General features: G+C 78.0%; 12 protein-coding genes. 7 read left to right on the top strand and 5 right to left on the bottom strand.

Going from position 1 to position 12,392, the window contains the following annotated elements; all coding sequences use genetic code 11:
* Positions 1-21 precede the first annotated feature (21 nt).
* From ACN27C_RS17570 to ACN27C_RS17560, 3 genes are all read right to left on the bottom strand, one after another.
* Positions 22-1,818 (bottom strand): DNA polymerase Y family protein, encoded by a 1,797-nt coding sequence (locus ACN27C_RS17570; RefSeq protein ID WP_422746824.1) that lies wholly within the window; start codon positions 1,816-1,818, stop codon positions 22-24.
* Positions 1,815-2,576: a hypothetical protein gene (locus tag ACN27C_RS17565; RefSeq protein WP_120568809.1), complete on the bottom strand. Its 762-nt coding sequence runs from the start codon at positions 2,574-2,576 to the stop codon at positions 1,815-1,817. The genes ACN27C_RS17570 and ACN27C_RS17565 overlap by 4 nt, the downstream gene beginning before the upstream one ends.
* A 140-nt stretch (positions 2,577-2,716) precedes the next feature.
* Positions 2,717-3,220, bottom strand: coding sequence for an SAV_6107 family HEPN domain-containing protein (locus tag ACN27C_RS17560; RefSeq protein WP_422746821.1), 504 nt, complete (start codon positions 3,218-3,220; stop codon positions 2,717-2,719).
* 545 nt (positions 3,221-3,765) lie between these two features.
* Here ACN27C_RS17560 and ACN27C_RS17555 point away from each other — a divergent pair.
* Genes ACN27C_RS17555 through ACN27C_RS17530 form a run of 6 tightly spaced genes read left to right on the top strand, consistent with a single transcriptional unit; the run spans position 3,766 to position 8,969 of the window.
* On the top strand, positions 3,766-4,254 hold the full coding sequence (locus tag ACN27C_RS17555; protein ID WP_120568807.1) for a YbaK/EbsC family protein: 489 nt from the start codon (positions 3,766-3,768) through the stop codon (positions 4,252-4,254).
* Entirely contained in the window at positions 4,251-4,982 is a 732-nt protein-coding gene (locus tag ACN27C_RS17550) for a monooxygenase (RefSeq protein ID WP_422746819.1), read from the top strand. The genes ACN27C_RS17555 and ACN27C_RS17550 overlap by 4 nt, the downstream gene beginning before the upstream one ends.
* A complete protein-coding gene (locus tag ACN27C_RS17545) occupies positions 4,979-5,533 on the top strand; it encodes a GNAT family N-acetyltransferase (RefSeq protein ID WP_120568805.1) in 555 nt (184 codons plus the stop codon). The genes ACN27C_RS17550 and ACN27C_RS17545 overlap by 4 nt, the downstream gene beginning before the upstream one ends.
* A gap of 5 nt (positions 5,534-5,538) precedes the next feature.
* Entirely contained in the window at positions 5,539-6,345 is an 807-nt protein-coding gene (locus ACN27C_RS17540; RefSeq protein WP_422751638.1) for a carotenoid biosynthesis protein, read from the top strand.
* Positions 6,342-7,469 carry a glycosyltransferase gene (locus tag ACN27C_RS17535; RefSeq protein ID WP_421498567.1) on the top strand — a complete coding sequence of 376 codons (1,128 nt, stop codon included), beginning with the start codon at positions 6,342-6,344 and terminating at the stop codon, positions 7,467-7,469. The genes ACN27C_RS17540 and ACN27C_RS17535 overlap by 4 nt, the downstream gene beginning before the upstream one ends.
* A gap of 12 nt (positions 7,470-7,481) precedes the next feature.
* On the top strand, positions 7,482-8,969 hold the full coding sequence (locus tag ACN27C_RS17530) for a phytoene desaturase family protein (protein WP_422746816.1): 1,488 nt from the start codon (positions 7,482-7,484) through the stop codon (positions 8,967-8,969).
* Positions 8,970-9,000: 31 nt separating this feature from the next.
* Here the strand turns inward: ACN27C_RS17530 and ACN27C_RS17525 are convergent, their stop codons facing one another.
* Positions 9,001-9,690: a CDP-alcohol phosphatidyltransferase family protein gene (locus tag ACN27C_RS17525; RefSeq protein WP_013287633.1), complete on the bottom strand. Its 690-nt coding sequence runs from the start codon at positions 9,688-9,690 to the stop codon at positions 9,001-9,003.
* Between the two features lie 44 nt (positions 9,691-9,734).
* Positions 9,735-10,652 (bottom strand): methylenetetrahydrofolate reductase [NAD(P)H], encoded by a 918-nt coding sequence (gene metF, locus ACN27C_RS17520; RefSeq protein ID WP_121686148.1) that lies wholly within the window; start codon positions 10,650-10,652, stop codon positions 9,735-9,737.
* A 227-nt stretch (positions 10,653-10,879) separates the two neighbouring features.
* Between metF and ACN27C_RS17515 the strand changes: the two genes are divergently transcribed.
* Complete coding sequence (locus ACN27C_RS17515; protein WP_364813895.1) at positions 10,880-12,334, top strand: helix-turn-helix transcriptional regulator; 1,455 nt, start codon at positions 10,880-10,882, stop codon at positions 12,332-12,334.
* The last annotated feature ends 58 nt before the right edge of the window (positions 12,335-12,392 follow it).

Raw genomic sequence — 12,392 nt, 5'->3', positions numbered from 1 at the left:
TTCCAAGATCTTCCCCGGCGCTCAGTCATAGATCGCCTCCACCAGCCACTGCCCGCCCTCGACCGCGAGCAGCAGGGCGGCACCGTCGGCCAGGCTCACCTGGAACCGGGCCCGGCGGCGCGCCTCGGCCGGCGCCCACCAGCGCTCGTCCACCGGCCACGGACCGGCCCACCCGGTGATCTCGGCCGGGCGGCCGGCGCCGACGGTGAGCCGGGCCGGCGCCGCGCTGACCGCCAGCCGGGCGCTCACCACGACCGGCTCCCCGGCGGCGTCGCGCACGTCGGCCGGCAACGGGGTGGGCAGCACCACGGCCGGTGACGGTGGCGGAATCCGTCCCGGCCACGGCGGCTCGGCCACCGCCCGGCCCCGGCCGGCCCGTCGCCCCGCACGGCCCTCAGGGGGTACGACGACAGGGGCGGACGCGGCACCCGGAGCGGCCCCGGCGGCCGGGCGCGACGGCGTCACGCCGCTCGCCGGAGCTGCAGCCGAACCGGCCGGGACCGGGCGCGACGCCGCGACCCCGCTCACCGAACCGGCCGGGACCGGTGGCACGGCGGCGGGAGGGGCGGGGGGCAGGGGTTGCGGGCCGGGGCGCGCGGGCACCCGCTCGTCGCCCCACGGCACCAGGCGCACCTGGTCGGCCGGGGACCGCCCGCCGCCGAGTACCGCGGTGACCACCGCCTCGGGGCCGAGGATGCCCTGTACCCGGCTCAGCGCGCGGTGCGCCCGCTCCCGCTCCTCACCGGTCTCCCCCCACAGCCCGGGTTGCAGGCCCGCCTGGGCGAGCACCCCGTCGGGCACCAGTCGCAGCCGGACGATCCCGGCGGTGGGGCGGGCCGGACGCGTCCCGCCCCGGCCGTTGCTGCCGGAGAGCCAGCCGTCGAGCTGCCAGCGGACCCGGTCGGCGATGGCCGCCGCGGTGAGCAGGCCGTCGTGCCGCCAGACCCGGTGCAGCTCCTGGCCGTGCGCGGTGACCGCCTCGATGCCGAGGCGGGTGCAGGCCAGCCCGTACCCGGCCAGCCGCTCGTGCAGCCGTTCGGCGAGCGTGCGGGCGGCGAACGCGGCGGCGTCGACCCGGTCGATCGGCTCGTCGTAGTCGGCGGTGACGGTGAGGTCGGCGGGTGGCTGCCGGACCGCGAGCGGGCGGTCGTCCCGGCCGCCGGCGAGCCGGTGCGCCAGCGCCCCGTCGAAGCCGAACCGGGCCAGCACGTCCCCGGCCGGCAGCGCCGCGAAGTCGCCGAGGGTGCGAACGCCGAGCCGGCGCAGCAGGTCGGCCAGGGCGGGCCGGCCGAGCGCCTCGACCGGCCGGGCGGCCAGGAACTCGCGGGTGCCGCCGGGGGCCACGATCCGCCCCTCCCGGGCGGCCAGCCCGGCCGCGAACACCCCGTCGGCGATGCCGACCTGGCTCTCCACCGCGCAGCTCTGCGCGACGTGCTCCACGATCCGCTCGGCCGCCGCCTCCTCGCCGCCGAGGTAGCGGCTCGGCCCCCGGGCCGCCGTGGCACAGGCGCCGGGCCGGATCACCTCGACGCCGGCGACCACCTCCTCCACGGCGGCCACCACCGGTTCGAACGCGCGCACGTCCCGGCCGGGGTCGTGGTCGACCACCGTGAGGTGCGGGCAGCGCCCCTGCGCCTCGCGGCGGCGCAGCCCGCGCCGGATCCCCTCGGCGCGGGCCCGTTCGGAGCAGGCGATCACCCGGTTGGCGTGCAGCACCACGACCGGGTCGGTGGCGGGCACCCCGTCGACGATCTCGGCGGCGAGGACCGGCCAGTCCGGACACCAGAGCAGCAGCGTCCGCTGCGGTACGCCGCTCACGCCGGACCGGCCGCGGCGAGCGTACGGGCGGGTGGGGCGACCACGCGCAGCCGGCGCGACGGCGTGGCGGACGGGGCGCCGAGCCCGGCCGAGCGGGGGATCACCCGGGTCAGTTCGTCGCCGGGCAGCCACACCTTGATCTCCTTGGGACGGGCGGCGGCGCCCCGGCCCCGGGCCGAGACGGTCACCTCGCGGCGGCGCAGCCGGCCGCGACCGGGGCCGAGCCCCTGCCAGACGCCCCGGACCACCTGGAGCGTGACGTCCGCGCCGTCCCACCGGCCGTACGGGACGAGCACGCTTCCGCGCTGCCGGGCACGGGCGGCCAGCCGGGTGGCGACCGAGGCGGAGACGGTGGCCGGCACGGCGGTGACCACCACGTCGACCCCGTCGATGAGCGCGGCGACCACAGTGGGCCACTCCGGCCCGGGGTCGGGCACCAGGGCCAGCCGGTCCAGGGCGATGCCCGCCTCGGCCGCCGCGCCGGCCCCGAAGGTGGGTACGCCGACCACGGCGCACCACGAGCCGGCCCGGGACGCCTCGGCGAGCAGCGCGAGGATCAGCGAGGTGGCGCCGCTGCGCCGGGGCTGCCCGGCGCCGACCGCGACGGTGCTGCCGCGCCGCAGGCCGCGGTTGGGCAGCAGCCCGGTCAGCTCGGCCCGGACGGGAAGCACCCGGTGGCCGCCGGCCGGGTCGGGTGCGCTCGCCGGCCGGACCAGATCGGCCAGGGCGGCGGAACCGACCACCATGCGGCCCGCCATCGGACCAACCCCCCGTCGTGTTTCGCCACGGGCCTCACCCGTGGATGGTGCTGTGGATCGTGTCGTGCGCGGCACGCGTGTGCCGTGGGTGCGGCGCCCGGCCACCCGGGGTCCCGCCGGTGGTGGCCGGGCGCCACGAATCAGGCGGCGGCTGCTCCGGGCCGGGGCGGGGCGTCGGAGGCGCCGAGCCGCAGCGGGCGGGGCAGGCCGTCGAGCGCCGGCTGGTGTGCCAGGCCGAGCGCGGTCTCCACCACCGTCACGAACTCCTCGGCGGCGCGCAGCAGGTCGTCGGCCTCCCGGGCGGTGACCACGCGGGGGATGCCGGCCTCGGCGGCGGCCCGCTTGCTCGCGCCGGCGGCGAAGTAGGCAGCCCACTCGTCCAGCTCGGGGGCGACGGTGGCGAGCAGCACCCAGACGCTGGTGATCCGGTGCCGGCGGGTGGGTGCGGGGCGGGCCCGGGCGGCGAGCACGGCGGCGGCGGCGCGCAGCGCCGCGAGGTGGGCGGCGGCGTACCGCAGGCCGTCGGGGCGGGTGCGTGCGGCCTCGGCCAGCCCGTCGCGGGCCACCGCGAGCAACTGGGCGGGGGTGCGGTGCGGCAGCACGTGCGCGGGCACCGTGGGTGCCTGGGCCGGACTGGTCGGCATGGGTCTCTCCTCCGCGTGTGGCCGGGCGGGCGGTCGCGCGACGGGGAACGTCGCCCGGTCGCCCGGAACGGTCGGTGCGGAGGAAGACGCACCCTTTTCAGGTGGCGGCCGGCCGGATGTGGACGCTTCCCCACACCCACACCCGGCCGGCGTGCCGGCGGGTCCGTCGCCCGCCGCCCGGGGGTCGTGGGCGGCGGGCGACGACCTGCCTGACGGGCCCGGACTCGCGACTGTCCGAGACCCGGTGCGGCCCGCGGTGCCGCACCTCCCGGAAGCCGGTGCCGCGAAACACCGCTTCCGGAGCGTTCGACGGGTGCGCGACCGGCTCGGATCAGGCCGGGCCAGCCGGGGAGCTGAGCCGCTGCCGTTCGGACTGAGCCGAACTTCGGGCCGATCGAACTTCGAGCCGGAATCGAACACTCGTTCTAACTACCCTGACAGTACACCTCCCCACCGACGAAAACGCAACGTGTGACGCGCCGGGGACGCACGGGAGGGCGACGGCCCCCGGCGGGGGCGTACCGGGGTGGGGGAAGAATGGGTGCATGCAGCCACACCCGAACGTGCAGGCGGTGCAGCGCGCGCTCGACGACGCGGGCGCGCGGAACGGATCGGGCGAGGCCAGCCTCGTCCGGCTACTGCCCGAGGCGGTGCACACCGCAGCCGCGGCGGCCGAGGCGCTCGGCGTCGCCGTCGGCGCCATCGCCAACTCGCTGATCTTCGACGCGGACGACGCGCCGCTGCTGGTGCTCACCTCCGGCGCGCACCGGGTGGACACCGCCGGGCTGGCCGCCACGCTGGGCGTGACCCACCTGCGCCGGGCCACCCCGGAGTTCGTCAAGCGGCACACCGGGCAGGTGATCGGCGGCGTCGCCCCGGTCGGCCACCCCGCGCCGCTGCGGACCGTCGTCGACACCGCACTGGCCGGGTACGACGAGGTGTGGGCGGCCGGCGGCGTGCCCCGGGCGGTGTTCCCCACCACGTACGCGGAACTGCTGCGGATCACCGCCGGCACCCCGGCCGAGGTGGCGTGAACCCCGGACTCGTCACGCTGCACGTGTGGCGTGTGCCCCGCCGGGCCGTACCCGGTGTGCCGACCCGGATGGCCACCCACCCGGCACGGCTGCGCCGGCTGCCGGGCGTGCGCTTCGCCAAGCTGCTCGGCACCGGGACCGGCACCGGCTTCGGCCCCGGCGACGCCGACCTGACCCGGTGGGCCGCGCTCGTGGTCTGGGACTCCCCCGCCGACGCGGACGGCTTCGACGCCTCCCCGGTCGCCCGCTCCTGGGCCCGGATCGCCCACGCCGCGGTACGGGTGGACCTGCGCCCGCTGACCAGCCGCGGCCGGTGGTCCGGCCGGGAGCCGTTCGGCGCGCCGTCGGGCGGGCGGGTCACCGGGCCGGTGCTGGCGCTGACCCGGGCCCGGCTGCGGGCCCGCCGGGCGGCCACGTTCTGGCGCGCGATCCCGCCGGTCGCCGCCGAGCTGCACACCGCGCCCGGCCTGCTCGCCCGGTTCGGCGTCGGCGAGGCGCCGCTGGGCTGGCAGGGCACGGTGAGCGTGTGGCGCGACCCGGCGGACCTGGTCGCGTTCGCGTACCGTTCCCCGGAGCACCGCGCCGCGATCACCCGCACCCCCACCGAGGGCTGGTACGCGGAGGAACTGTTCGCGCGGTTCGCGGTGGGCGACGTGGTCGGCGACCGTACGGTGCTCGGCTGGGCCGCCGCCGACGGCGACCCGGAAACATCGAGAGGGTACGCATGAGGCTGGTGCGGTGGACACCGGACGACCTGGTCCGGCGGCTGGACGACGTGGTGGCCGTCTACGGCGAGGCGATGGGCTACCGGCCCGACCTGCTGGAGGCCCGCCGCGGCTACATCGCCACCCACGTCCGCCGGCCCGGCTTCCGCGCCGTCGCCAGCCTGACCAGCGAGGGGCACCTGGCCGGTTTCGGGTACGGCTACCGGGGCGCCACCGGGCAGTGGTGGCACGACCAGGTGCACCGGGCGCTGAACGCGCAGGACCGGCAGCGCTGGCTGGCCCACCCGTTCGAGGTGGTCGAGTTGCACGTCCGCCCGCCCGCGCAGGGGCACGGCCTGGGCGCCCGCCAGTTGCGCGCGCTGCTCGCCGTGGCCGAGGGCGACACCACGCTGCTGTCCACGCCGGAGGCCGACGAGGAGAAGTCCCGGGCCTGGCGGCTGTACCGCCGGTTCGGCTTCGTCGACGTCCTGCGCCACTTCCACTTCCCCGGCGACGAGCGGCCGTTCGGCGTGCTCGGCCGGGACCTGCCGCTGCCCCCACCGGACGCCCCGTGAGCGCGGTGATCCGCGCCCGGCTGCCCTGGGCGCTGCTGGCCGTGCTGGTGCTCGCCCAGATCTGCTACCCGCTCACCGGCGGCGCGACCCGGGCCGGGCTCACGGTGGCCACGGTGGTGCTCGGCTGGCTGCTCTCGGTCGGCCACGCGCTGCTCACCCGGGGCGTCCGTGCCGCCGTCGCACTGGTCGCGGTCGTCACCGGCGGCGGGTTCGCGGTCGAGGCGATCGGCGTGGCCACCGGGTTCCCGTTCGGCAGCTACGACTACTCCGGCGAGCTGGGCCCGAAGCTGGCCGGGGTGCCGCTGATCATCCCGCTCGCCTGGACCTGGATGGCCTGGCCGGCCTGGCTCACCGCGGTCCGGCTGGTCCGCTCCCGCCTCGCGCGGATCGCGCTCTCCGCGGTGGGGCTGGCCGCCTGGGACCTGTTCCTCGACCCGCAGATGGTGGCCGAGGGCTACTGGACCTGGCTCGACGCCACCCCGGCGCTGCCCGGGCTGCCCGGCATCCCGATCAGCAACTACCTGGGGTGGCTGGGCTTCGCGGTGCTGCTCGCCGTCGCGCTGCGCCCGCTCGCCGGGCCGTCGGCGGACCGGGTCGACGGCCGGGACGCCCCGATGTTCGCGCTCTACCTCTGGACGTACGCCTCCAGCGTGCTGGCGCACGCGGTGTTCCTGCGGCTGCCGGCCTCGGCGCTGTGGGGCGCGGCCGGGATGGCGGTGGCGGCGGTGCCGCTGGCGGTGACGCTGTGGCGGGCCCGCCGGGACCCGGCCGCCGAGCCGCAGCCGGCGCCGCGCGTCGACGCCCCGGCATGATCGCCGCCCTCGCGCTGGCCGTGGCGGTCGGCGCGCTCACCGGGCACACGCTCGTCAACGCGTACGCCTGGCTGCGCCGCCCCACCGCCGGCCCGGCCGAGGTGACCGAGCCGGTGGCGGTGCTGCTGCCGTTGCGCGACGAGGCCGAGCGGGTCACCCCGTGCCTGCGCGCGCTGCTGGCCCAGCGCGGCGTGCCGGACCTGCGCATCGTGGTGCTCGACGACGGCTCGACCGACGGCACCGCCGACGTGGTCCGCGCGGTGGCCGGTGACGATCCCCGGGTCACCCTGCTCACCGGCGTCGCCCCGCCGCCCGGCTGGCTGGGCAAGCCGCACGCCTGCTGGCAGCTCGCCACCCGCACCGGCCCGGAACCGGCCGTGCTGGCCTTCGTCGACGCCGACGTGGTGCTCACCCCGTACGCGGTGGCGGCGGCCGTGACCGAGTTGCGCGCGGCGGACGCGGCGCTGCTGTCGCCGTACCCCCGGATCGTGGTGCGGACGGCGGCCGACCGGCTGGTGCAGCCGTTGTTGCAGTGGTTGTGGCTGACGTTCCTGCCGCTGCGCGCGATGGAACGCTCGCGGCGGCCCTCGCTCGCAGCGGCGGGCGGGCAGTTCCTGGTCGTGGACCGGGCCGGCTACCTGCGGGCCGGCGGGCACGCGGCGGTGGCCGACAAGGTGCTGGAGGACATCGAGCTGGCCCGGGCGGTGAAGCGGGCCGGCGGGCGGATCGCGCTCGCCGACGGGTCCCGGCTGGCGTCCTGCCGGATGTACGACACCTGGCCGCAGCTGCGCGACGGCTACACGAAGTCGCTGTGGGCCACGTTCGGGCACCCGGCCGCGGCGGCCGCCGTGCTGGCGCTGCTGGTCGCGCTCTACGTCGCGCCGCCGCTGCTGGCCGCCGGGGCGCTGCTCGCCGGCGCGCCGGCGGTGGCCGCCGTGGCGTTCCTGGCCTACCTGGCCGGCGTCGCCGGGCGGGTGGTCAGCGCCCGCGCCACCGGCGGGCGGGCGTGGCCCGACGCGCTGGGCCACCCCGTGTCGGTCGTGGTCCTCGGTTGGCTGACCGTCCGGTCGTACCATCTGCGGAAGCGACACCGGCTCACCTGGCGGGGTCGCCCGGTCACCTAGGAGGGGCACGCCATGGCGCGCATCGTGGTCATCGGCGCCGGGGTGGGCGGGCTCGCCGCCGCCGCCCGGCTCGCGGTCACCGGGCACGAGGTCACCGTCCTCGAACGGGCCGGCACGGTCGGGGGCAAGCTCGGACGGTACGCCCACCACACCCCGGAGGGGGTGTGGCACTTCGACACCGGGCCGAGCCTGTTCACGCTGCCGCAGGTCTTCCACGACCTGTTCGAGGCGACCGGGGCGAAGCTCGACGAATACCTCGACCTGGTCCCGCTGGACCCGATCGTGCGGCACGTCTTCCCCGGCGGCGGGCAGGCGCTCGACTCCTGCGCCGACCCGGACGAGTTCGCCGCCCGGATCGGCGCCGCGTTCGGCGACCGGTCCGCCGCCGACTGGCGAGGGCTGTGGCGGCGCGCCGACCGGGTGTGGGCGGCCTCGCACCGGGACATCCTGCGCCGTACCGTCGACTCGCCCCGCGACCTGGCCGCGCTGGCCTGGCGGCTGGGCGACCTGGCCGCCATCGGCCCCGGCCGCAGTCTGCGCGGGCTGGGCCGCCGCCACCTGTCCGACCCGCGGCTGCGGATGCTGCTGGACCGGTACGCCACGTACACCGGCGCCGACCCGCGCCGCGCCCCGGCCGCGCTCGTCGCCGTCCCCTACGCGGAGCTGGCGTACGGCGGCTGGTACCTGCGCGGCGGGCTGGGCACACTCGCCGACGCGCTGCTGTCGCGCTGCCTGGACCTGGGCGTGGTGGTGCGCACCGGTGCCACCGTCACCCGGATCGACGCGGCGGGCGGGCGGGTGCACGGCGTGCGCGTGGCCGGGTCGGCCGCACCGGTGCCCGCCGACGTGGTGGTGGCGAACGTGGACGCGCTCACCGTCTACCGGGACCTGCTGCCCGACCCGCGCCGGCTGGCCGCGCTCACCGACCGCAGCCTGGCCGGGTTCGTGCTGCTGCTGGGCGTACGCGGCGACTCCGGGCTGGCCCACCACAACGTCTTCTTCCCCCGCGACTACGACGCCGAGTTCGACGCCGTGTTCGGTGACCCGGGTCGCGGGGTGCGGGCCCGCCCGGCGCCGGACCCGACGGTGTTCGTCACCGCCGCCGACGACCCGGCGGTCCGGCCGGACGGCCACGAGGCGTGGTTCGTGCTGGTCAACGCGCCCCGGCACGGCACCGCCGCGAGCGCCGTGGACTGGCGGCGGCCCGGGCTGGCCGAGGCGTACGCGGACCGGATCCTCGACGTGCTGGCCGAGCGCGGGGCCGACGTGCGGGACCGGCTGGTGTTCCGGGAGATCCGCACCCCGGCCGACCTGGACGCGGCCACCGGCGCGCCGGGCGGGGCGATCTACGGCACCGCGGGCGGGCTGCTGCGCCCGGCCAACCGGGGCCCGGCGGCCGGGCTCTGGCTGGTCGGCGGCTCCAGCCACCCGGGCGGCGGCCTGCCCATGGTGACGCTGTCCGCGGAGATCGTCGCGGAGGCGGTCGGCCCGGCCTGGTGAGGTGCCGCTGACCGCCGCCCGGGCGCGGCGGTCAGCCGGCGTCGACCAGGGCGCGGCGGACGGCGGAGAGCAACTGGCCGAGGCCGAACCCGGCGAGCAGCACCCAGACCGTGGTGGCCATGGTGATGGTGCCGGCGGTCAGGTCGGCGTCGATCAGGCCGGTGAGCCCGGCGACCAGCAGCCCGACCAGCGCCACGCAGACCCGGGTGGGCCGTTCCCCGACCGTCACCGCGCCGATCTCCCGCATCCCGGCCGACACCGCGCGCGCCCGCACGTACTCGTGCAGCCAGGACAGGCCACCGGCCGCCGCCACCAGCGCGCCCGGCGCGCCGAGCAGCCAGAACGCGACCAGCCAGGCCACCTCGCCGAGCCGGTCGGCGACCGAGTCGTACACGTACCCCAGCCGGGTGGTGCGGCCGGTGGCCACCGCCACCGCGCCGTCGACGCTGTCGGCCACGGCCGCCAGCAGCACGAACAACGCGCCCAGGAACGGCCCGTTGCCGGGCCGCTCCACGAACAGGGGTACGCAGAAGCAGAGCAGCACCCCGAACACGGTCACCGGGGTCGGGCCGACGCGCAGCCGGCCCAGCACGTAGCCCACGTGGTAGGCGAAGCGCAGCCAGGCGCGCACCACCGGCGCGGCGGTACGCGGATCGAAGCCGCCGTGCAAGCGCGCCCACGCGGTCGCGTACTGGTCCCAGTTCAGCTGTGTGCCCACCACGGATCAACCGTAGAAGCACGGCGCGGGTGTCGTGTGGCGGGTGGTCACACCCGTGCGGCGGCGCGCAGCCGCTGCCACACCTCCCGGGTCGCCGTGGACCGGTTGAGCGTGATGAAGTGAATCCCCGGCACGCCCTCGTCGAGCAGCTTCTCGCACATCTCGCTCGCCTGCTCGACGCCGAGGCGGCGGACCGCCTCCGGGTCGTCGGCCACCCGCTCGAACCGCTCCGCCAGCGCCGGCGGGAACGGCGCGCCGGACAGCTGCACCGACCGTTCGATGGTGCCGATCTGGGTCACCGGCATCACCCCGGCCAGGATCGGCGTGTCGCAGCCCGCGGCGGCCACCCGGTCGCGCAGCCGCAGGTACTCGTCGGCGTCGAAGAACATCTGGGTGATCGCGAACTCGGCGCCGGCCCGGCACTTGCGGACGAAGTGCGCGGTGTCGCTGTCCACGTCCGGCGAGCGCGGGTGCTTGTACGGGAAGGCGGCCACGCCGACGCTGAAGTCGCCGCTGTCGCGGACCAGCCGGACCAGGTCCTCGGCGTACCGGACGCCCTCGGGGTGGGCGATCCACTCGCCGCCCGGGTCGCCCGGCGGGTCGCCCCGCACGGCCAGCACGTTGCGCACCCCGACCGAGGCCAGCCGGCCGATCACGTGCCGCAGCTCGGCGACCGAGTGGTTCACCGCGGTCAGGTGCGCCATCGGCAGCAGCGTCGTCTCGGTGGCGATCCGCTCGGTCACCGCCACCGTGGTGTCGCGCGTCGAGCCGCCCGCGCCGTAGGTGATCGACACGAACGAGGGACGCAGCGACTCCAGCTCGCGGATGGCCTGCCAGAGCAGCTTCTCCCCGGCCTGGGTCTTCGGCGGGAAGAACTCGAAGGAGAACGTGGGACGGCCGTCACGGATCAGCTCCCCGATGGCCGGCTGGGGATTGGGAAGGACCGAGGGAAGACCGAGCGCCACGGACCGACTGTAACCGGGACGGCACGCCGCACCGGGAATCTTCCCAGCCCGCGAACACCTGCCCCGGCGCGACGTCGTACCCCGGGGGTAGAACTACGGCAGCGCGGTGGGGCGGCCGACGGCCGTTCCGGGGGCCCGCGCGGGGGTCGCCACGACGGCGACGCGCCGGCGCCACCACCTGGCCGGGCGTCCGCGTCGCCATCCGCGCCGTCGCCCCGGAGGTTCCGATGATCCCGTCCCCGCCGCCCGGCCCGCGCCTGCTCGGGCCGCTGCTGGCCGAGTTGCGGGCCGCCCGTGGCTGGAGCCAGCAGCGGATGGCCGCCGAGCTGTGCGCCGCCTCCGGGGTGCCCACGCTGACCCGCAACGAGGTGTCCCGCTGGGAACGCCAGCTGCGGCTTCCCGGCGACTTCTGGTCTGCCTGGCTGGCAACGGTCCTGGGGGTGCCGGGCGAGCTGCTGGCCGATGCCGCCGCCCGCAGCCGCCGCCTGGGCGTGGCGCCCGCCGCGGTCGACCCGGCCGGATCCCGCGCCCGGCTGGCCCTGCTCACGCTCGCGTACCGCTGGGCGGCCGACCCGGGCGGCCGCACGCCGGCCGGCCCGTTCGCCGCCGCACCGCCGCCGCGGCCCGGCCGTCCCGGGCGGGACGGCGAGCACCGGACCGCTCGCCGCGGCCCACGCAGGCCCGTCGCGGACGAACCCTGGCCGCTCGGCGCCGACGTCCCGAGCGGCCCGGACGACGAGCCCGCCGGAGGCGGTTCCGGTCGTGGTCACCCGGCGGACGGGGTGACGCTCGCCACGCTGCGGCGCTGGGACGACCTGCTCGGCGGCGGCGACCTCGCCGGGCACGGCGCCCGCCGGCTGCGGCGGGCGGTCCGCGGCTACCGGCGCGCCGGGCCCGCCGGCCGGCGGGCGATGCTGCCCGCGCTCGCCGAGTCGGCGCAGCTCGCCGGCTGGCTGGCCGCCGACGCGGGCGACCCCGGTGGGGGCCTGGTCGCGTACCGGCTGGCGCTGCGGGCGGCGGTGGCCGCCGGGCAGCCGCCGCTGGCCGGGTACGTGCTCGCGTCGGCCAGTCACCTGCTGGCCGACGCCGGCGACGCGGCCGGCGCGCTGGTCCTGGCCCGGATCGGGTACGCCGCCGGCCGCGCCGGCGCCTCACCCGGCCTGCGGGCGCTGCTGCTGCACCGGGTGGCGCTCGCCGCCGCGCTCGCCGGGCGTCCCCGCGCCGCCGGGCAGGCGCTGGCCGGGGCGGATCGGGCCGGCACGCCGGAGCCCGGCCGGGAGCCGCCCTGGCTCTACTGGCTCGACGCGGCCGAGCTGGCGGCGATGACCGGGCGCACGCTCGTCGCGCTGGGCCGTCCGGCCGCCGCCGTGCCGCTGCTGACGCCCGCGGTGGGCGCGCGGGGCCGCCCGCGCCGGTCCGCCGTGTACGGCGGCTGGCTGGCCTGCGCTCACCTGGGCCTGGGCGCGGTGCCCGAGGCGTGCGCGGTGGCCGGCGATGCGCTGCTCGACGCGGTCCGGTCCGGTTCCCACCGGGCCGTCGGCCAGCTCACCGCGTTCCGCCGCGGTCTGGCGCACGCGCCGCCCGGTCCGGCCACCCGGGGGTACGCGCGAGCGCTCACCACGGCCCGCCCGTACCTGCCGTCCGGCGTGCCGCGCCACCTGCGCGACCGTCCGTCCCGGTGACGCACGAGGCACGCCGGGACGCCGGGCACGACGAGAGCGGGTGCGAACCGCTAGCGTC

The organism is Micromonospora sp. WMMD1219 (genome assembly GCF_049315215.1).
Classification (GTDB): Bacteria; Actinomycetota; Actinomycetes; order Mycobacteriales; family Micromonosporaceae; genus Micromonospora; species Micromonospora tulbaghiae.
Note: the sequence above shows the minus strand (reverse complement) of the source record. Positions and strands in the feature narration are given on the sequence as shown.